Source organism: Streptomyces hyderabadensis, assembly GCF_020404845.1.
Classification (GTDB): Bacteria; Actinomycetota; Actinomycetes; order Streptomycetales; family Streptomycetaceae; genus Streptomyces; species Streptomyces hyderabadensis.
The window spans coordinates 64,226-84,096 of record NZ_JAIOJZ010000027.1 but is presented as its reverse complement, the minus strand read 5'-3'; the positions used below and the strand labels follow the sequence as shown (position 1 = coordinate 84,096).

21 protein-coding genes are annotated in these 19,871 nt (G+C 70.6%); 9 read left to right on the top strand and 12 right to left on the bottom strand.

Translation table 11 applies throughout. The annotated features are described in order from the left end of the window. Positions 1-42: 42 nt before the first annotated feature. The 3 genes from K7854_RS21580 to K7854_RS21570 are packed head-to-tail and all read right to left on the bottom strand — an operon-like array spanning position 43 to position 3,833. Positions 43-1,137: an acyltransferase family protein gene (locus K7854_RS21580; protein WP_226028191.1), complete on the bottom strand. Its 1,095-nt coding sequence runs from the start codon at positions 1,135-1,137 to the stop codon at positions 43-45. Further along, positions 1,137-3,407, bottom strand: coding sequence for a bifunctional polysaccharide deacetylase/glycosyltransferase family 2 protein (locus K7854_RS21575; RefSeq protein WP_226028190.1), 2,271 nt, complete (start codon positions 3,405-3,407; stop codon positions 1,137-1,139). Before K7854_RS21575 ends, K7854_RS21580 begins: the two co-directional genes overlap by 1 nt. Before the next feature lie 18 nt (positions 3,408-3,425). After that, positions 3,426-3,833, bottom strand: a complete 408-nt coding sequence (locus tag K7854_RS21570; protein ID WP_226028189.1) for a hypothetical protein — start codon at positions 3,831-3,833, stop codon at positions 3,426-3,428. 189 nt (positions 3,834-4,022) lie between these two features. Here K7854_RS21570 and K7854_RS21565 point away from each other — a divergent pair, with 189 nt between their 5' ends. Further along, complete coding sequence (locus K7854_RS21565; protein ID WP_226028188.1) at positions 4,023-5,027, top strand: chitinase; 1,005 nt, start codon at positions 4,023-4,025, stop codon at positions 5,025-5,027. A 69-nt stretch (positions 5,028-5,096) separates the two neighbouring features. On the opposite strand, the gene K7854_RS21560 is transcribed toward K7854_RS21565, so the two are convergent. The 8 genes from K7854_RS21560 to K7854_RS21525 form a co-directional block, all read right to left on the bottom strand. After that, positions 5,097-5,696, bottom strand: coding sequence for a hypothetical protein (locus tag K7854_RS21560; protein WP_226028187.1), 600 nt, complete (start codon positions 5,694-5,696; stop codon positions 5,097-5,099). 7 nt (positions 5,697-5,703) lie between these two features. Continuing rightward, a complete protein-coding gene (mqnC, locus tag K7854_RS21555; RefSeq protein WP_226028186.1) occupies positions 5,704-6,903 on the bottom strand; it encodes a cyclic dehypoxanthinyl futalosine synthase in 1,200 nt (399 codons plus the stop codon). 78 nt (positions 6,904-6,981) lie between these two features. Next, positions 6,982-7,761 (bottom strand): prepilin peptidase, encoded by a 780-nt coding sequence (locus K7854_RS21550; RefSeq protein WP_226028185.1) that lies wholly within the window; start codon positions 7,759-7,761, stop codon positions 6,982-6,984. Further along, a complete protein-coding gene (locus tag K7854_RS21545) occupies positions 7,758-10,757 on the bottom strand; it encodes a bacterial transcriptional activator domain-containing protein (RefSeq protein WP_226028184.1) in 3,000 nt (999 codons plus the stop codon). The genes K7854_RS21550 and K7854_RS21545 overlap by 4 nt, the downstream gene beginning before the upstream one ends. Before the next feature lie 207 nt (positions 10,758-10,964). Continuing rightward, positions 10,965-12,032 carry a hypothetical protein gene (locus K7854_RS21540; RefSeq protein WP_226028183.1) on the bottom strand — a complete coding sequence of 356 codons (1,068 nt, stop codon included), beginning with the start codon at positions 12,030-12,032 and terminating at the stop codon, positions 10,965-10,967. Continuing rightward, entirely contained in the window at positions 12,032-12,682 is a 651-nt protein-coding gene (locus K7854_RS21535; RefSeq protein ID WP_226028182.1) for a hypothetical protein, read from the bottom strand. The genes K7854_RS21540 and K7854_RS21535 overlap by 1 nt, the downstream gene beginning before the upstream one ends. Before the next feature lie 127 nt (positions 12,683-12,809). Next, entirely contained in the window at positions 12,810-13,724 is a 915-nt protein-coding gene (locus K7854_RS21530; protein WP_226028181.1) for a hypothetical protein, read from the bottom strand. Positions 13,725-13,757: 33 nt separating this feature from the next. Next, entirely contained in the window at positions 13,758-14,183 is a 426-nt protein-coding gene (locus K7854_RS21525; RefSeq protein ID WP_226028180.1) for an ATP-binding protein, read from the bottom strand. 212 nt (positions 14,184-14,395) lie between these two features. Between K7854_RS21525 and whiJ the strand changes: the two genes are divergently transcribed. The 8 genes from whiJ to K7854_RS21485 all read left to right on the top strand — a co-directional run bounded on the left by whiJ (position 14,396) and on the right by K7854_RS21485 (position 19,195). Continuing rightward, positions 14,396-15,247 carry a transcriptional regulator WhiJ gene (gene whiJ / locus K7854_RS21520; protein ID WP_226028179.1) on the top strand — a complete coding sequence of 284 codons (852 nt, stop codon included), beginning with the start codon at positions 14,396-14,398 and terminating at the stop codon, positions 15,245-15,247. 11 nt (positions 15,248-15,258) lie between these two features. After that, positions 15,259-15,450 (top strand): DUF397 domain-containing protein, encoded by a 192-nt coding sequence (locus K7854_RS21515; RefSeq protein ID WP_226028178.1) that lies wholly within the window; start codon positions 15,259-15,261, stop codon positions 15,448-15,450. 78 nt (positions 15,451-15,528) lie between these two features. After that, entirely contained in the window at positions 15,529-17,064 is a 1,536-nt protein-coding gene (locus K7854_RS21510) for a putative T7SS-secreted protein (RefSeq protein ID WP_226028177.1), read from the top strand. 2 nt (positions 17,065-17,066) lie between these two features. After that, positions 17,067-17,387 carry a hypothetical protein gene (locus K7854_RS21505; protein ID WP_226028176.1) on the top strand — a complete coding sequence of 107 codons (321 nt, stop codon included), beginning with the start codon at positions 17,067-17,069 and terminating at the stop codon, positions 17,385-17,387. A 30-nt stretch (positions 17,388-17,417) separates the two neighbouring features. Then, positions 17,418-18,044 carry a hypothetical protein gene (locus K7854_RS21500; RefSeq protein WP_226028175.1) on the top strand — a complete coding sequence of 209 codons (627 nt, stop codon included), beginning with the start codon at positions 17,418-17,420 and terminating at the stop codon, positions 18,042-18,044. A gap of 22 nt (positions 18,045-18,066) precedes the next feature. Continuing rightward, positions 18,067-18,402, top strand: coding sequence for a hypothetical protein (locus K7854_RS21495; RefSeq protein WP_011029716.1), 336 nt, complete (start codon positions 18,067-18,069; stop codon positions 18,400-18,402). A 3-nt stretch (positions 18,403-18,405) separates the two neighbouring features. Then, positions 18,406-18,780 carry a hypothetical protein gene (locus K7854_RS21490; RefSeq protein WP_226028174.1) on the top strand — a complete coding sequence of 125 codons (375 nt, stop codon included), beginning with the start codon at positions 18,406-18,408 and terminating at the stop codon, positions 18,778-18,780. Beyond that, on the top strand, positions 18,728-19,195 hold the full coding sequence (locus tag K7854_RS21485) for a hypothetical protein (RefSeq protein WP_226028173.1): 468 nt from the start codon (positions 18,728-18,730) through the stop codon (positions 19,193-19,195). Before K7854_RS21490 ends, K7854_RS21485 begins: the two co-directional genes overlap by 53 nt. An 81-nt stretch (positions 19,196-19,276) precedes the next feature. Here K7854_RS21485 and K7854_RS21480 read toward each other — a convergent pair whose 3' ends face one another. Then, positions 19,277-19,870, bottom strand: a complete 594-nt coding sequence (locus tag K7854_RS21480; RefSeq protein ID WP_226028172.1) for a hypothetical protein — start codon at positions 19,868-19,870, stop codon at positions 19,277-19,279. Position 19,871 lies beyond the last annotated feature (1 nt).

The window sequence follows — 19,871 nt, the reverse complement described above, 5'->3', positions numbered from 1 at the left end:
GGCCCATTGTTGCAGCACGGGTCCTTCCGGCCGCTGACGGGCTCACGGCAGCAGCCGCGGCCGCCGGCGCGCGGCGACGTCCTCCACCCACCCGAAGAGCAGCACGAACCCCGCGATCAGGACCCAGCCCACCGCCAGCAGGAACCACTGGCTCCCCAGCGGCAGGTACGCCTCGAAGGCGGGCACGTCCCAGCACCGGTCGATCAGCGGCACGGCCAGGACCAGGGCCAGCTCGTGCCAGAGGTAGACGGTCACCGCGCGGGCGTTGAACACGCTCACCAGCCGGTCCAGCCGCCGCATCCGGGCCAGGCCCGAGAAGTCGAACCTCAGCCGCGCCTTGGAGTACATCAGCAGCGTCACGAACCCGGCCGACCAGAAGGCCTGCGCGAGCGGGATGTCGTCCAGGTCGTAGGTGCCGTACTCGGCCCGGTGCGCGAAGGCGTACCAGGCGCCGCAGGCGAGGGCCGCGAGCGAGAGGACGACGACGGCGGCCGGTCTCAGGCGGGCCAGCACCCCGTCGCGGTGGGCGAAGCCGAGAACCCAGCAGAAGAGGTACGTGGCCAGGTCGAGCAGCGCCGTCCCGAAGCGGTTGTCCGGCGGCTGCCAGAGGAACTGGAACGCCACGACCGGCGCGAGGGACAGCAGCAGCACCGGCACGGGCGCGAGCCGGAAGACCCGCAGCAGCAGCGGGGAGAGCAGCACGAACCACAGGTACGTCCTGAGGTACCAGAGGATCTCCCAGGCCTGCTCGCCCCACGCGCTGCCCGGCGGGTCGCCGAGCGGCACGATCCAGTAGACGATCTGCCACCCCGGCATCCAGCCGCGCACCAGCATCGCGCCCACCACGAACAGCCCCCAGCACCAGAACGGCGGCAGCAGGCGGCGCAGCCGGCCGCGGAGCACCGCCGCGGCGGGCCGCCGGAGCGAGCGGGCCATCAGGGTGCCGGCCAGGCCGAACATGACGCCCATGGACGGGAAGACCAGCCCGGCCCAGGGCCAGCCGAAGGCGTGGTACGCGACGACCCGGACCAGGGCGAGGGCGCGCAGCGTGTCGAAGTACCGGTCCCGGCCGCCGCCTGCCGGGGCGTCCCCGTCGGCGCGCACGGCGGGCACGGCGCCCTTGCGGTGCACGCCCATCAGCCCGTGCCCGTCCCCGTGGTCCCGGTCCCCGCCGGGGTCCCCACCTCGCCGGTCCGTTTCAGCTTCTGCCAGCGCAGCCGCCCGCCGGTCAGCGCGGTGACGCAGGAGTGGATGAGGACGAGGTACATCATCTGCCGGTACGCCAGCTGCTGGAGCGGCATCATCAGCAGGTACCGGTACTTCTCCCCATCGAGCCGGAAGGCGTACGCCGCGCACACCAGCTGCACGGCCAGCACCGCGAGCCAGGCCAGCAGCGCCGCGCGGAAGTCGACGAAGAGCATCGAGTAGACGGTGAACACGTCGATGAGCGGCGCGAAGACCGGCGTGACCACCTGGAAGAGCACCACCAGCGGCAGGCCGACCCGCCCGAAGCGGCCCGAGGGCCCCTTGTCCGTCAGGGAGCGGCGGTGCTTCCACAGCGCCTGCATCGTCCCGTACGACCAGCGGTAGCGCTGCGACCAGAGCTGGCCGAGCGACCCGGGCGCCTCGGTCCAGGCGCGGGCGTGCTCCTCGTAGACCACCCGCCAGCCCGCGCGGTGCAGGGCGATGGTGATGTCGGTGTCCTCGGCGAGGGTGTCGTGGCTCATGCCGCCGACCTGGAGGACCGCCTCGCGCCGGAAGGCGCCGATCGCGCCGGGGATGGTCGGCATGCAGCGCAGCAGGTCGTACATGCGCCGGTCGAGGTTGAAGCCCATCACGTACTCGATGTGCTGCCAGGCGCCGATGAGGGTGCGCCGGTTGCCGACCTTGGCGTTGCCCGCGACCGCGCCGACGGCGGGGTCGGCGAAGGGCTGCACCAGGTGCCGTACGGTGTCGGGTTCGAAGACGGTGTCGCCGTCCATCATCACGACGATGTCGTACCGGGCGTGCCGGACGCCGTTGTTGAGGGCGGCGGGCTTGCCCGCGTTGGCCTGCCGCACTACCCGGACGCCCGGCAGCCCCAGCGACTCGGCGATCTCCGCCGTGCCGTCCGTCGAGCCGTCGTCCACGACGATGATCTCGATCGGGTGCGTACTGCGCGCCAGGGATCTCAGGGTCGCCTCGATGCACTCCTTCTCGTTGTACGCCGGGACGATCACGCTCACCGGCCGGGTGACGGGCGGGCCCCAGCTGAAGCGTCGTCTGTTGCGCTGCCGGTAATGGCGGCGGGCCAGGACCAGCATCATCGCGAACCTGCCCATCACGGCCACACCCACGATCACGAGCCCGGCCGACAGCGCCGGCACCGTCCACTCGGCGACCGCGACGGCGGCGACGAGCGCCTTGCCCTCGTAGAGGGTGGCGCCGGTGGCCTTGTGGTGGGCGGCCTGGAGGCTGTCACCGGAACCCGTCGCGTCCGAGGCTGCGGCGGCGGGCCCACGCGTGGGCTGCTGGTCGGCCATGACACCGCTGACCGTGGTGAAGGTGTAGCCCTTCGCCTTCATCTTCTCGATGTACTTCGGCAGCGCCTCGATCGTCTGGGACCGCTCGCCCCCGGCGTCGTGGAAGAGGACGGAGGCGCCCTCGCCGTCCTCCGGCGTCGCCCACTCGACGATCTTCGAGACGCCGGGCCGCTTCCAGTCGTCGCTGTCGGTGTCGATGAAGACGCTGGTGTAGCCGTCCTCGCCGAGGCTCTCGTAGACGGGCCAGCTGTAGTTGTCGATGGCGTCCGTCTCGGAGGAGTACGGCGCCCGGAAGAGCGTGGTGGTGATGCCGGCCGCGCCCGCGAGCGCGAGCTGGGTCTGCTCGATCTCTCGGTCGACGCGGGACTGGCTCTGGTAGGAGAGGTCGACGTGGGTGAAGGTGTGGACGCCCACCTCGTTGCCCTGCTCGACCATGTCCCGCACGATGCCCGGGTGGCGCGCGACCATCGAGCCGACCAGGAAGAACGTGCCGGGCACGTCGTACTTCTCCAGGATCTCCAGCACCTGCGGCGTCCAGGTGGGGTCGGGGCCGTCGTCGAAGGTCAGCACGATCGTCTTGTCCGGGACGGAGACGGTGGTGGCCTGCCCGCCGGGGAAGGACAGGATCGGCCCGCCGTCGAGCACGTCCTCGGGGACGTCGCTCGCCGAGGCGCCGGTGCGCACGCGCTGGTCGCCGCCGACCTCGGCGCGCAGATAGCCGTCGAGGAGCATCACGCAGGTCAGCGCGAGCAGGAGCAGCAGGGCGAGGAGGACCCGGGGGCGTTGCAGCGCGGCGGCCCGGCCCGCGGCGCGTTCCATGCGGGAGGGGGCGCGGCGGCGGCCCCGGGCGGGCGGGGTCGCGGGAGGGGTGGTGGGCGTGGTCATGAGGGTGAGGGCGTCCGGTCAGTCGGTGCGGGCGGCGGTGGAGGCGGATGCGGTGGCGGCGGCGCTGGGGACCGCGCTGGGGGAGACGGAGGGTGCGGTGCTCGGCGGGACGCCCGTGGGAGCCACGCCGCCCTGCGGACGCGTGCCGCCGCCGGGGCCCGGGCCGCCCTCCGGTCCTCCGCCACCACCGCCGAAGGGCAGCAGCGAGGACGGGTTGACCGAGATGCCGACGCCCATGAAGGCCAGGCCCAGGACGGCCGTGTAGCCGACGCACACGGCCCCGAGCAGGAGTCCGAGCCGGCGCAGCAGCCGGGCCCGGCGTCCGGTGCTGTCGACGAACACGGGTCCTTCGGCAGGACCGTTGCCGCGTTTGCGGCGGCGACCGCGCGGGGCGGCTCGGGAGGCGGTGGCAGGCTCGGATCGCATGCCCCGGACGGTAGGGAGCCTTGCCTGTCGCGAACTGGCAGTTCCTTGAGAGGTCCCGGTGAAAAGCGGCCGTTCCTGTCCGTTTCCTGGGAGATGACCCCGAACGGCGCGCTTTCCTCAGCGAAGACCCAGGCAGGCGTGACACCTTCACTGGTCCGACACGAACGACGAGAACGGGAGGGTGCGCTCATGAGGGTTCACCGGACCGCGGCAGCCGGGTGCGCCCTGTTGCTCGCCCTGGCCACCGCGGGCTGCGCCGGGCAGGACGACGGCACCACCGACGCGGCCCCCGCGTCGCCGTCCGCCTCCTCCGGGCCGGCCACCGCCTACGCCCCCTACGTCAGTGCCACCACCGCGTCCGGCACCGATGCGGCGGGCTCCCCCACGGCGTACAACCTGGCGTTCGTCATCTCCTCCGGCGACGACTGCGTGCCCCGCTGGAACGGCGTGCAGGACATCGACGACGCCTCCGTCGCCTCCCGCGTCGAGCAGCTGAAGGAGTCCGGCGCCACCGTCCGCGTCTCCTTCGGCGGCGCCTCCGGCACGGAGCTGGCGGCGGCCTGCGACAGCGCCTCGGCCCTGGCGGCGGCGTACGGCGCGGCCCTGGACGCCGCCGGGTCCACGCAGGCGGACTTCGACATCGAGGGCGACGCGCTGACCGACGCCGACTCCGTCGCCCTGCGCTCGGAGGCGATCGCGCTGCTCCAGGAGGAACGCGGCGGCCTGGAGGTCTCCTTCACGCTCCCGGTGATGCCCTCCGGCCTGGACGGCGACGGTCTGGCGCTGCTGGCGTCGGCCAACGACCACGGCGTACGGGTCTCCACGGTCAACCTCATGACCATGAACTACGGCGAGTCGTACACCGACGACATGGGTGACTACGCCCTGACCTCGGCCAAGGCCGCGCACACCCAGCTGAGGAAGGTCTTCGGCACCTCCGACGCGGACGCCTGGCGGGGCATGGCGCTCACCTCGATGCTCGGCGTCAACGACGTCGCCGGGGAGACCTTCACGCTCGACGACGCGGCCGAGGTGCGCGCCTTCGCCGAGGAGAAGGACATCGCCTGGGTGTCGATGTGGGCCGCCTTCCGCGACCGGCAGTGCGCGGACGACGCGTCCGCGCAGGACGCGCTGACCGACTGCAGCGGGGTGGAGCAGGACAGCGGCGCGTTCGCGGCGGCGTTCGCGGGATAGCGCCCGCTCGGCGCGCCCACGCGCTCAGCACCCGGGCCCTCAGCGCCCGCGCACACGGCGCAGGCGCGTTCAGCGCCGCCGGTACACGAGCCGGCCCGCGACGACGGTCGCCACGCACGTGGCCGCGCCCTCCCGCACGAGCGCGGCCCGGTCGGGTACGTCGAACACCGCGAACCGCGCGGGCTTGCCGGGAGCGAGCCCGGGCAGCAGCACCAGCGGCACCGGTGAGAACGACGCGGGCCCGGGCAGGCCGGCCGGGCGCCCCGCCAGGGCGAGCCCCGCTCCGCGCACCGCGTCCAGGGCCGCGCGCCCCCGCAGCTCACCGGCGACGGCGACCGTTCCGTGCGCCAGCAGGCGCTGTACCCCTCGGCGCGCGCTGGCGCCCCGCGCGGACGCGTTCGCGCCGAGGAGTGCGAGCGCGCGCTCCCCGAAGACCGGCTCGGTGCCCAGCCGGTCCGCTTCGCGCGGGTCGGGGTGGTACGCCTGCTCCAGCAGCTCCGGGCCGTACGGGTTGAGCAGTCCGGGCGTCAGGATGCCGGGCCACCGGCGCACCCGTGCCCGCGGGTGGCCGGCGGCCAGCGCCTCGTACGGGCCGACGGCGGCGAGCTGCGCGCCGTCGACCACGACGGCCGCCTCGGGCGAGGCCTCGGCGACGTGAAGGGTCAGCACGGCGGCGTCAGTTGGAGGCGAGCAGCTTCAGCTCGGGGTGCGCCGTGCCGCCCTCGATCGCCGTGGAGGAGATGTGCGAGACGACCCGCTCGTCGACCGGGTCGTTCGCCGGGTCGTCGTGCACGACGAGGTGCTCGTACGTCGTGGCCCGCTGCGCCGGGACCCGCCCCGCCTTGCGGATCAGGTCGATGATCTCCAGCCGGTTGGACCGGTGCTTGGCGCCCGCGGAGGAGACGACGTTCTCCTCCAGCATGATCGAGCCGAGGTCGTCCGCGCCGTAGTGCAGGGAGAGCTGGCCGACCTCCTTGCCGGTGGTCAGCCAGGAGCCCTGGATGTGGGCGACGTTGTCCAGGAACACGCGGGCGATGGCGATCATCCGCAGGTACTCGAAGAGCGTGGCCTGGGTGCGGCCCTTCAGGTGGTTGTTCTCGGGCTGGTAGGTGTACGGGATGAAGGCGCGGAAGCCGCCGGTGCGGTCCTGCACGTCCCGGATCATGCGCAGGTGCTCGATGCGCTCGGCGTTGGTCTCGCCGGTGCCCATCAGCATGGTGGAGGTCGACTCGACGCCCAGGTTGTGCGCGATCTCCATGATCTCCAGCCAGCGCTCGCCGGACTCCTTCAGCGGCGCGATGGCCTTGCGCGGCCGCTCGGGCAGCAGCTCGGCACCGGCACCGGCGAAGGAGTCGAGCCCGGCGGCGTGGATGCGGGTGATGGCCTCCTCGACCGACACACCCGAGATCCGAGCCATGTGCTCGACCTCGCTCGCCCCCAGGCTGTGGATGACGAGCTGGGGGAACTCCTTCTTGATGGCGGCGAAGTGCTTCTCGTAGTACTCGACGCCGTAGTCCGGGTGGTGGCCGCCCTGGAACATGATCTGGGTGCCGCCCAGCTCGACCGTCTCCGCGCAGCGGCGCAGGATGTCGTCGAGGTCGCGGCTCCAGCCCTTCTTGGTGTCCTTGGGGGCCGCGTAGAAGGCGCAGAACTTGCACGCCGTGACGCACACGTTCGTGTAGTTGATGTTGCGCTCGATGATGTACGTCGCGATGTGCTCCGTACCGGCGTACCGCCGCCTTCGTACGGCGTCGGCGGCGGCGCCCAGCGCGTGCAGCGGGGCGTCGCGGTAGAGGACGAGCGCCTCTTCGGGGGTGATCCGCCCACCGGCGGCGGCGCGGTCGAGGATGGGCTGAAGGTCGGCCTTCTCGGTCACCGGCGTCCCTTTCGCAAGGTTCGTAAGGGTTGTGGACGGACCGCACCAGCCTACGCCAGGCCGTTTGCCCGCTCGTGGTCAGGCCGCGTACGCCCCGGCCAGGACGCCGAGGAAGGCGCCCGCGATCAGGAAGGGGCCGAAGGGAATGGCCGTCTTGCGGTGCGCGCGCCGGGCGACGAGGAGGGCGCCGCCGTACAGCGCCCCGAGCAGGAACCCGGCGAAGGTGCCCAGCATCAGCGTGGGCCAGCCGTACCAGCCGAGGACGGCGCCGGCCGTGAGGGCGAGCTTGACGTCGCCGAAGCCCATGCCGGCGGGGTTGATGAGGAACAGCACGAGATAGGCCGCGCCGAGGGCGAGGGCGCCCAGCAAGGCGGTGGTCCACTCCCCCGCGTGCTCGGGCACGAGCGCGGTGAGGCCGAGCAGGACGAGCGCGGCGCCGGCCAGCGGCAGGGTGAGCGGGTCGGGCAGCCGCCGTACCTTCAGGTCGACGACGGCGAGCAGTACGCCGACCGGGGCGAGCAGCAGCCAGACGGCCAGCTCGGGCCGGGTGCCGGTGGCGGCGGCGAGGGCGGCGCAGACGAGGGCGGTGGCGACGGCGAGGGGCGCGGTGCGGGGGCCGTGGGACGCCTGGTCGGGCGGGCACTGCCCGCACCGGACCCGGCCGAGCCAGCCGCGTACGGCGTGCCCGTCCGGGCACCGCTCGTGCCACGCCTCCCCGGAGGGGGCGGCGAACCGGTAGGCCGCGCGGGGCAGCAGCGCGCCCGTCGCCGCACCCCACAGCGCGGCGACGAGGACGGCCAGGAGGCCGGGGTCGATGCCGGTGCCGACAGCGGCGTCGACGGCGATGTCGATGCTCATCCGGCGGCGGAGACGCCCTCGCGCCAGGTCGGCAGCAACTCGTCGAGCAGCGCCTCGGTGCGCGGCGGCAGTCCGCGTGCGCCGCTGCGGGCGACGAGGTCGGCGGCGAGGGCGCGCAGCCGGTCGGGGTCGCCGGTGGTGTGGGTGGCGCGCAGCAGCTCGTGCCACAGGCGCTCGTCGGCGGGGGCGGTGCACAGGGCCGCGTTCAGCGCCTCGATGGCCTTCTCCGCGCGGTTCTTCTCCAGGTGGAACTCGGAGAGGGCCAGCCCGGTGTCGGCGACGAGCAGTGGGAGCTGGGCGTCGACGATCTCGTGGGTGAGCCAGCGGTAGCGGCCCTCGGGCCGGTCGGCGAGCAGCGGCCCGCGCACCAGCACCAGCGCGTCGGTGAGCAGCCGCCCGCGCACCTGGCGGCTGTCGACGCCCCGGCCCTGGGTGGCCTCGTAGTAGAGGGAGCGCAGCACGTCGAGGTCGGAGACGACGGACTTGGCGAGGGTGAGCCGACCGGTGGCGTCGGTGGCGAGCCGGGGCGTGCCGTCGGGGTCGGTGCCGAGCCAGGTCCGCAGCCGCTCCAGCAGCGCGTCGCGCACGTCCGGCGTCACGCCGCGCGGCCACAGCGCGGAGGACAGCACGCGCGGGTGCACGCCCTCGCGGTGCAGCAGGAGCAGCGCCAGCGCTTCGTGCAGCAGGGCGCTGCGCTCGCCGTCGGGCGCGTCCAGGCCGATGATCTCGTACGAGCCGACGAGGCGGGCGTACACGGCTGGGCGGCCCTGTTCGCTGATGTCGACGAGGAACGGCGGGGCGTTGGCGGGCCGGCCGGGACCGCCCTCGGGGTCGGAGCCGGGGTCGGCGTCGGTGAACAGCTCGACGACGGCGCGCCGCTGGGCGGCCGGCAGCATCTGGGCGTCCAGTTCGAGCCCGAGCAGCGGCGCGAGCAGCCGGCCCTCGCCGGTGATCTCCATCTCCCAGGCGGCGCCGGGCAGGTCGGTGCCCTGGGTGCCGACGAGGTAGCCGATGCCGAGGCGGCCGGCGTCGGCGGCGAGTTCGGCGAGCCTGAGCGCGTCGTCGTCGGAGGGCTGGGCGGCGAGCAGGACGAGGTGCGGGGCCCAGCGGGTGTGCTGGGCGGGCCCGGTGCGGCCGGTGAGCACAGAGTCGTGTCCCGCGGCCCCGAGCGCGCCGCGCCGCTGCCGGGTCTCGGCCGACATGGTCTCGAAGAGGTCCTCGAACCCGTCGAGGTGCCGGATCCGGTTGGGCGCGAGGGGCGTGAGGTCGTCCCCGAACCCGACCAGGGTGATGGTCATGCGGTCCGACCAGCCGTTGGTGGCCAGTTCGGCGGCGACCGACGCGAACACGGCGGCCCGGTCGGCCTCGGCGCCGCCGAGCGAGACGATGCCGGGTACCGCCTCCAGGTTGAGCAGCAGCCGGGAGTCGTCCATGGTGCCGAGGCTGACGAGCCCGGGGTACGGCGCGGCGGTCTCGGCGTCCTCGTACCCCTCGGCGTCCGCGCGGGCGAGCATCCAGAAGGTCTGGTCCTGCCCCTGCTGCCAGGGCGTCGGCGGCTTCCCGGCGGGCTGGGCGAGCTGGAGGTGCAGGTCGCCGTTGCCGCTCATCCAGGCCGCGTAGACGACGGGCAGCGGGCGGGACTCGGCGGCGAGGGCGGCGGCCAGCCCGCGCAGCGACCGGTCGAGCAGGCGTACGCCCTCGGGGTCGGCGCCCACCAGCAGCGCGTCCTGCACGTCCTGGGCGTCGCCGGTCGGCGTGGGCGGCTCCATGCCGCGGCGTCCGCCGACCGCGCCGAGCGCCGACTGCCACATCGCCTGCCGGCGCCGGCGCCCGAGGGCGCCGAGGAGACCGGCGGCGAGCAGCGGCGCGGCGAGCAGCGCCTCGGGCAGCCCGAAGGAGTGGCCCTCCTGTCCGGCGGCCGGAGCGGCGTGTTCCCCGCCCGTGCTGGGCACGGGGGTGGCGGGCGTGACGGGGTTCGCGGGCGCGGGCGCGGGCCGCTGCTCGGGCAGGGACACCTGGGCGTCGCCGCCGCCCTGCGCTCCCCCTCCGCCCTGGGCGTGATCCCCGCTCTTGGCGTAGTCGCTGATTTGCTGCTGCACCTGCTCGGAGACGTTCGGCGCCTCGTCGGGCATCTCGACCAGCTCGCCTCCGCGGGCGTCGCCGGGCATCTCCATGATCCAGCCGGGCCGGATGAGCGAGGCCTCGGACAGCCGGGACCCGTCGGGCTGCACCCGGTCCTTGTTCAGCTCGAAGATCTCCTTGTAGCGCCGCCCGTCACCGAGGTGCCGTTCGGCCACCTCCCAGAGGGAGTCGTGGTGACGCCCCTCGGGCGGCTGGATCCGGTAGTACTTCGTGTCGCCGTGCGCGGCGGAGGCGCCGCCGTCGGCCCGCGCCGCGGCCTGGCCGGCCTGTCCCGCCTGCTCGGCGAGGGCGCTGGCCGTGGCGGCCGCCTGCTCCTGCTGCTGGGCGAAGAGTCCCGGCGTCTGCTGGGCGGCTGCGACGGACGGCTTCTGATTCCCCTCCAGGCTCTGCCCCAGCTGCGACAGCCCCGGCGTGAGGCTCGCCGCGGTGGCGCCGACCAGCAGCAGGGCGGCGACGAGCTGCCGGGCCAGCAGCTGGCTGGGCCCGGACCCGGGCACCCGCCCCGGCACCCCGACGCCGGACAGCGCGGCCTTGACCTCGACGAGCACGCAGGCGGCGAACTGCGCCCAGGCGAACCAGACGATGACGGTGAGGATGTGCAGGAAGGTCTGCACGGTGATCTCGCGCTGCAGCCAGTCGAGGCTCGGCGCACCGTCGGGCAACGGCCAGCCGATCTGGGTGGCCAGCGCGAGCGGCACCCCGAGGACCAGCACCAGCAGCACCACGAAGGCCAGGAACGCCTTGACGAAGTCCCCGAACGACCGCCGCCGCACCCGCACGGGCTGCGGCGTGCGGTTCCTCGGCGCCGAGGGAGCCGTCGAGCTTGACGAGCTGGTGGTGCGGCGTCGCGGCATGGCGGTGTCCTGTGTCGAGTGTGAGGGGAGTGAATTGCGTCAGCTGTCGAGGGCTCGTCGAGCCTACAGAGATCTTATGGACTGGCGCCGACAGCGGAGAAGGCCACGGAGAGTCGGGCCCGCAACTCCTGCACCGTTTCTCCCCCTTTGCCCTCAAGCCATCGAGCCGCCCCGCAGCGGCGCCCACCACCCGGCGTCTGACGGCGCCTAACGGTTGACGGCCTGGATCTCCCGCACAGCCATGTCCTGCGTGGTCTCAAAGGTGCCGTCGGGCAGCTCGCCCTGGGCTCCGCCGGAGCCCTCCCAGGAGATCTCCCACGTGATCGATGCCTTCAACTGGTAAGGAGCACTTCCACTTGCCCGCAGATACTTGATCCCGCAAGGCGGCGTCCTGTCGGCATCGCCCTTGCTGTAGGGAGTGCCGATGGAACCGTCGGCGTTGATCTCGCAGTCGCCGGACGAGGGGTAGGTCTCGGCATCCTCGGTACCCGGGTCCAGGTGCAGTGCCACGGGTTTGGCGGTGGTTTCCGCCCACACCCCGGCCGCCTCCAGTTCGGCACGAACCTTGACCTCCTGGAAGGTCGCCTTGTCCAGCCACACCCAGGTCGGCAGGTTCACCTTGGACTCGGCAGCAGGCTTCAGCTCGACCTCCGTACCGGGAACCTTGATCTTGTCGTACGCGTAGGCGGCGAGGACATCGGGAGTAGGGGCGTGCTCATTGTCCGGAAGGGTCTTGGCGTCCTGCCAGAACAAGGTGCGATCGCATTCGTACGACGCCGCGTCGTTCTCCCTGTCCTTGTTGATCACACCGCGCCAGAACTGACCGTCCTTGCCGATGTTGTAGTTCTTGTAGCCGTCGCTGTCGCTGGTCCGGCCCTCGCCCTTCTCGTACTGCGTCACCATCAGTTCCTCACCCCAGGAGAGCGACGGCGTGACGGCAACCAGGGGGCCGCCCTTCTTGAGGCGGTCCACAGCGGCCTTGAGCTGCTCGGGCGTGGCCACGGGCTCGTACCAGCAGGCGGGCGGCTCCCAGTTGGGGTCCACTGGTGCGAGCGCCTTGGGAGAGTTGCCGGAGCCGCTGCCGCTGACCTGCGTGACCTTGATCCTGGTGCTGGTCGCGGCGGCGGTCAGCGTGTTGCCATCGGCGTTTCCGGAAGGGCCCGTCGAGGGTTCTCGGTTCTCCTCGTCGCCGATCGCCTGTGCACCCGGAGCAGCCAGAGCCACCGCACAAAGCGAACCGGAGAGCAGAAGAACTGCCTTCGACAGGGCCCTCATCAGCCGCACGCTCCCGGCACCACGTTGACGGACGCCGCCTTCCACACCCCTTGCGGCGACTTGTCGAGATTGATCCGGTACTGAATCACGCTTTCCGGCTTGTCCGGGGTCTTGGTGACTTCACCGGTCTTGCGGTCCTTCGTGGACGCCTGACGCTCGTCGACGCAGTAGAAGAGCACACCGGATCCCGAGTCCCCGATGCTGACCTGGGGATCGGAGACCGTGACCTTGCCGATCAGCGTTTCGCCGTCGTCGACGAACTGCTTGATCCACTTGCGGGCGGTCGGCAGTGTGGCTTCCGAGTTGTAGAAAGCCACTGCTTCGGAATCCGGGTCCGCCTCGATCACCGCGGCGTACTGGGAACGCAGTTCCTCACGGCCGTCGTTCAGGATCGCCTGCAGCTTCGGGTCGCTGTTCGTCCAGCGCTCGAAGTCGGCCTGGAACTCCTTGGGGAGCGTGATCTCCGGCCGATCGACACCTGCCGGCGCAGCCGAAGCCGTAGGACTCGCGGAAGCCGACGCCCCGGCCCCGGTGTCCGCGCCCTTGATCTTGTCGGTTGACGCGTCGTCGTCCCCTGAGCCGCAGGCGGTCAACAGCAGGGCCGCGGATGCGGTGAGCGCGGCGGTCACTAGCCGGGCGGGGCGGTTCACGCTTCGACTCCCGTCGAGGTGGGGGGCAGCTGGAGTGAACCCACGCTACCCAAGGGCGGGGTGATACCAACAGACGGGTCCCGGTCGAGACGGGAGCCGGCTCCTGACAAATCCTGCCCATCGACCATCAGGCCCCGTCTTCAGCGAACAGCTCCTCGGCACGCGTGACGCGGACGGCCCGCTGGGACCAGACCTTGAGCTGCTCCAGATCGGTGCAGGCAAGCACCCGCTGCCGCACGGCATGGGAAACCGGGATGCCCCGCCACTCCAGAATCTCCAAGGTGATCTCGGAACGTTCCTCGGTCCGCCCCTCCTCACGACCCTCCTCCCGCCCCTCCACACGCCCTTCCTCACGCACCTTCTCGGCCACCGGGTTGTTGAAGAAGTAGCGGATCTCCGACATCAGGTCCCTCCAGATCTCCTTGGCCCGGGAATCGGCCAAACACGACTCGACGAGCTGTCCGAACACCGCGGCGCTGTCGCCGTCGACGGTCCGCAGAGCGAAAGCCAACGGTTCCAGTATGGCGGCGGCCCGTTCGCCCCGCCCGTGCGTCATGGCCGACAGAACGGCCAGCGGAACGTCCCTTTCGGCATCCCGCTCACTCGCGATCACCGGCACGTTGTCCGGGCCGATCACCAACGGTCGCACCGTCAGCGACTCCCAACCGGGCAATCCCCGCCGGATGGGCCGCGCGGCCCAGCGCGCCGTCGTGCTGTTCTGCGTGATCACGACGAGTACCGGCTCACAGCGGTACTTCTCGTACAGGTACGCGAGGTAGTACGGCCAGCTGCCCCGCTTCCTTTCGTCCTGCTTCCCCTGCGCCTCGACGACGAGGAGGTAGGCCCCTTCGTCCGTCTCCACCCGCATCAGCGTGTCAACGCGCCGTTCGACGGGCTCGATCTCCGTGACATCGGCGTTCAGGACCGCGAAGTCACGCGGCTCCGGGAAAGGAACCCGCAGCACCTTCTGAAACGCCCGGGTCAGCAGCGCCGGGTCCTTCTGAAAGACCCGGTGCAGCGCCTCGTGCGACGAGCCGACCATCAGCTCTCCCTCCCGTACGACGTGATCAACGCGCTACGCCGCGACAAGGTCACACCACACATACTTGCCCCGGTTCCCACCCCTGGCCAGCGGCTGCCACCCCCACAGGTCCGCACACGCCCGCACGAGCGCGAGCCCCCGCCCCTCCTCCGCCTCCGTGAGCGCGTCCAGGTTTCCGGGCGGCTCCGGCGGTCCCGGGTCGGCGTCCCACGCCCCGACCCGCAGCACACCGGCGGCCCACCGCACACGCAACGCGGCTGGCCCCTTGGTGTGCCGTACGGCGTTGGAGACCAGCTCGGTCGCCAGCAACTCGGCGGTGTCCACGAGGCGGATGAGGCCGTGCATGGTGAGGATGAGACGGAGAGTGCGGCGGCAGATGGTCACCGCGCGCGGGTCGTTGGGGATGTAGAGGGTGTACTCCCAGGGGGCCGCCGGGTCGACGGACTCGGATTCGGGCATGGGGAACTCCGTTCAGTGAGAGGGAGAGGCAGGTGGCATCGCCGCAGCCGTCATGGACAGAACGGCGCGGTGCACTTCCGGCACATCGACAGCACTCCGTGTGCGTCGCATCACCGAAGGTAGAGCAAAAATTTTTGCCCATGCAAGCCGTTGCCCTAATCTGACCCCGTAAGCGGTACGACGACAGGCGAGTTGAGGCCCGGAGGAAACACGTGGCGCCAAGGAGTCGACCAACGGCGCGGCAGGTACGTCTGGGTACGGAACTGCGCAGGTTGCGCGAGGCCGCCGGGCTGAAGGCGCGCGAGGTGGCGGGGCTGATCAGCTCGACTTCGGCCCAGATGAGTCAGGTTGAGGCAGGCTTCGCCGGGGCGAGTGAGGAGCGTGTGCGACGGCTGGCCGCTCACTACGCCTGCGCCGACGAGGCCCTGGTCGACGCCCTGGTGGCGATGGCGACCGATCGCACTCGGGGCTGGTGGGAGGAGTTCCGCGGAGTCCTGCCTCCGGTGTTCCTGGACGTCGCCGAGTTGGAACACCACGCGACGTTCCTGCACGAGGTCGTGATCACTCACGTCCCGGGACTGCTGCAGACGCCCGACTACGCACGCGCGGTCTTCGGCTACATGGTGCCGGAGTTGCCGGACAGCGAGCTGAGACCACGCGTGGACCATCGCCTGAGACGCCGTGCCGTGATCGAGCGCGACACCCCGGCGGCCTACGAGACCGTGGTCCACGAAGCCGCGCTCCGCATCCGAGTGGGCGACCGCGGAGTGACGCGAGCGCAGTTGCGCAGGCTCCTGGACGAGTCGGAGAGGGAACACGTCACGGTGCGGGTCATCCCGTTCGACACCGATCACTTCGCCGGCGCCAGCGCCGCCATGATGCATGTGGGCGGGCCCCTCCCTCAGCTGGACACCGTGCTTCGCGACTCCCCCAACGGCACGGCGTTCCTGGACGCCCAGTCCCAACTGGAGCGCTTTCGAACGCTGTTTCGTAAGGTGGAGCAGGCGTCACTCGATCCCAACCGGACGCGTGATTTCATCCACCAGCTGGCGAAGGAATTGTGAGGTACGGGACCGTGACCGTACGCCCCCGTTGGCGGAAGTCCTCCTACTCCGAGGGAGGCGACGGCAACACCTGCGTGGAGATCGCAGATCTGCACACCCGGGTAGCCATACGCGACTCGAAGGCGCCCTCCCAGGGCACAGTCACCATCCCGGTCGGATCTTTCGCCGCCCTCATACAGAGCCTCAAGACGACCACTGCCTGACCGGGCGCATGCCTGGGTGCGATAAATTCATACGCGCGTTCCAAGCGAGGGCATCGCACGTGCACGGGGGAGAACACGGTGTCGCACAGGCCGGCGGACTGGCACGTACTCGACCTGGACAAGGACCCGACGCCGGGCGATCCGGACCGCATTCGCAAACTCGCCGGTACCCTGCACGACTTCGCCGACGACGTGTCCGATGTCCTGCGCGACCTCAAGGGCATCGCCAAGGAAGAGGAGATCCTCTCCTGGGCGGGCAAGACGGCGGAGGTGTTCGCCGAGGAGTTCGAGGACGCCCCGAAGAAACTCCGCAAGCTGAAGAAGTCGTACAACCTGGCGGGCGACGCGCTGGCCACCTTCTGGCCCGACCTCCAGGACGCCCAGGAGAAGGCCGACAAGGCGCTGCGCGACGGCCGCAAGGCCCGTGAGGAACTCACCACCGCGCAGACGGCACTGACCGGCGCCGAGGACTGGGTGCGCAGGGCGACCGAGAAGACCGACTCGTACGACCCGGCCAAGAACGGCGGCAAGGACGTCCCCAAGCCCGACGAGGCCGACGTCCGCCGCGCCACCCGCGACGCCCAGCACGCGAAGGCCCGCCAGGCGGCGGCCCAGCGGAACGTGGAGAGCGCTCAGAGCGCGCTGGACGCGGCCAAGAAGCTCGCCGGTCAGGCGAAGGGGCTGCGCGAGGAGGCCGCCCGCCGGACGGTGACCAAGCTCCGGGAAGCCTCCGACGCCGGTATCCCGAACCGGCACTGGTGGGAGGAGATCGGCGACTGGGTCTCCGACCACTGGGACGAGATCGTCACCATCTGCAAGTGGGTCGTGACGATCGTCGGAATCGTCGTGATGATCGTGGGCGGCCCGCTGGGCTGGCTGGTCTTCGCGGCGGCGCTCGTCGTGATGGCGGACACGATAAGAAAAGTCATCAAGGGTGAGGCGGGCTGGGGCGATCTCCTATGGGCAGCCCTGGACTGCATACCCGCCACCAAGGGCTTCACCAGCCTCGCCAAGCTCGGCAAGCTGTGGAAGGCGGGCGGCCTGAAGGCACTCGGCGCCGGGTTCATGGGTGGCCTCGGCGGCGGCCTCAAGAACGTGGCTCAAACACTTCGCGGACTGCGCGGGGCGGTGGGGCTCAGGCAGGTCGAACGGCTGCTGCAAACAGGGGGATCGCTGCGTCGCGTACGCGGCGACGTGGACTTCGTCACCGATTGGGCGGAGGAAGCATATGACGTCATCCGTTCGACCGACGACATCGACAACGTCGCCAGAACTGCCGCAGAACATGGATTCTCCCGGTCCCAGATCGAACAGATCAAGAAACACCTTTTCCACGAGGAGCATCTACTCGACAGTTACGGCGATGCCTACATGGCACGCTTCGACGCGAACCCGCGCATCGCCGAAGCATGGCAGAGGCTTGGCAATGGAAATCCACACCCGGCAGACATCGACCTGCTACGGCACGAGCTGCACGAGTCCAACTATATGAAGGACACCGGAAATCCAAGCTATAGCACGGCCCACGGCGCCACGATCGATGCTGGCTACACTTGGGACCAAGCTGCCGCCGCCCGTGATGGTCACGGGCGGCCGATCAGTGTAGAGGAATAACGATGGCCTACTCTTTCCAACTGAAGCTGACGTCCGGCGGAACGTCCCCTCATCTTTACCGAGCGCTTGTCGACGGCACACTGGAGGCTTTCATGATCCTGGACGAAGAGTCGGCGACTGTATCTCTTGCAGACCGTGATGGAAATCCGGCAGGCGGTTTGCGGATGTCTCTCCCGAGCGGACAGCTCGAAGTGACAGACAAGAACTCGACCGACTCCACCTCACTCGGATCGGAAGATTTCAAGTTGTTGGCGGCCCACCTCGGAACCCAGTGGAAGAAGCAAGGAAAGGCGCCCACCGAGATTCGCAAATTCTTCGCCTGATCCGTTACCGTTCCCAGTAGATGAGCAGCCATGACTTCAGTGGACGTTTCACCGGCCGCATTCTCCCTCTCGGTCCCGGAATCGTGGTGGGAGTTCGACATCCGTCCCGAAGGCCGGGAGGCGACGATCCGAGCCTTGGTGGATGAACGTCTCGACGAGACACCGGAGTTGGCCCCCTACCGCGCCGACCTGACCGCCATGCTCCGGAAGATGGCCAAGGACGCTCAGGACTCCGGTGCGCTCTACCTGGGCTGCATGGCCGAGAACTTCGACGGTGTCCCGCTCTCCGCGACCGTCACCGTGTCCGTCCTCGGCGCCAGGAACAAGCAGGGGGCCGCCCTGTCCACCGACCCCCGGGCCATCGCCGACAGCCTGCGCACGATCACCGCGCGGCGCGAAGGGGATGCTTGGCGCGAGGTGACGACCGTGGACATTCCCGAAGTGGGGTCGGCCGCGCGGACGTACGGCGTGGAGGACGTACCCGTGGCGCCGGGCGACAGCCGTACCCTTCGTATGGTGCTGACGCAGACGTACATCCCCGTCCCGGGAACCACCGACCAGGTCGTCCTCGTCTCCGGAGCCAGCCCGGTGCTGGATCTCGCCGAGGCGTTCCACGACATCTTCGACGCTGTGACCGGCACGTTCCGTTTCGTCTGAACCGCAGAGAGGACTTCGGGCCATGGGCAAGAGCGACCTCGCACTGCCGTTGACCGAGCTGGAGGACTACGGGCGTCGGCTGCGGTCGCTCAAGACGCGGCTGAACCACACGAAGAAGCTCTTCGAGTCCTACAAGGACGACATCGGCGACGGCAGCGTCAACGACGCCCTCGACGACTTCGAGTCCAACTGGGAGGACGGCCGCGAGGACATCACCCAGCAGCTCGACGCCCTCGCGAGCATGTCGGACGCCGTGGTCCGCGAGTTCAAGAAGCTCGACGACGAACTGACCAAGCAGGTCAACGACGCCGTGAAGACGGAGGACAAGCGGGGCGGCAAGGGCGGCAAGGACAAGTAGCCGATGGCCAGGGTCCCCGTGCCTCACCTCGTCGGCGAGCCGCGACTGGAGGCCGACTTCGCTCCCGGCACGCTCCGCGACGAGCCCGCCGAGGCCCTGGCCAGGTTCCTGGAGGAGGCGGAACCCGTTCTGTTCTCTCCAGGCACTCTGCCGGACCCGTTCTCCGACTCGGCGCAGATGCGTGTACGCGTGGGGATCATGACCGACGGACGCTGGGTCTGGGCCCTCGCATGGTCGGACCACGTCCGCCATCACCGCGTGGCGCCGCCACCGGACTTCGTCCAGCACGCCGTCTCGCTCCGTTTCTCGGCCCCGGAGGTCAGCGTTGAACGAGCACTCGACATCGCACGGGCCGAGGGCATCCCGTTGCCCGACTGAGGGTCCCGGGAAGGCACGTACGGTCCGGGCCGTCGGGTTCTTCGACGAACTCTCACCCGGCTGGGGCTTCCCCACCGACGGCGCGATCAAGGACGCGGTGAGGTCGTCGGCGGACGCGGACGAGCACCGACTCGTCGAGTATCTCCGGCGAGGCTCCGGGATCTGGTCGGAGATGGGCGCGCAGGCCGACGTGCTGGATCCCGGAGGGCCGGTCCTGGTGGGCTCCGGCTCGCTCCTCACGGACGGTGTCTGGCTCTGGCGGGACGATCTCGCGTACTACGTGGCCAAGTATCACCTGGTCTTGCCCTCAGACTTCGTCGCGCGTGCCAGAGAGCTGGGCCACCGCCCCCCGGAGGTCCCGGAGAGCAGGCTCGTCGAGATTCTTACGCGGGATCTCGGGGTCCCCATGGGTTGAGCGACGCCGCCACGCCCGCTCGTCTCGCCTCGTTGTTCGCCAACCGCCCGGTCGGCAGGCGGCGCCCGTCGGTCTTCCGGGTCACAGGTGCAGCGTCCCCGCGATGGTGTCCACGATGTTCTCCAGCGGCTCGTCCAGGACCGGTTCCGTCCAGGAGACCAGGAGGGTGATGGCCGCGTCGATCGTCGCGGGGCGGACGGCGTAGAAGAGGGTGTGGACGACCGGGCGGGGACCGAGGAGGCGTTTCCTCTCCTCGATGATGTTCTGGCGGATGCGGACCGCGTCGCCCAGGGGTAGCCCCACCTCGCGGACGTCTGGTTCGCCGAAGTCCCTCGCCGTCATGTGCTCGGTGAGGAGCGGGAGGGTGACCTCCGGGAACGTGGCGTCCGGGTGGATCGCGTCGAGTTCGAGGACGGCCGCCACCGTCTGGTGGCCGCTGAGGTACCAGCCGAAGGCGCCCAGGGGTTCGCGGGTGCGGCTGTCGGCCGCGGCGCGCTTGAGGTCGCGGGCCAGGAGACGGGCGTTGCCCTTCTCCCCGTCGCGTGCGTACCGTTCGACCAGCTCCCCGGCCTGGTGCCGGGCCCAGTAGTCGAGGTCGATGGTCCCGGCGACGGGGAACGGAACCCAGTCCTCCGAGCACTCCAGCCCAAGGTTCGACAGATCGTCGGCGGTCATG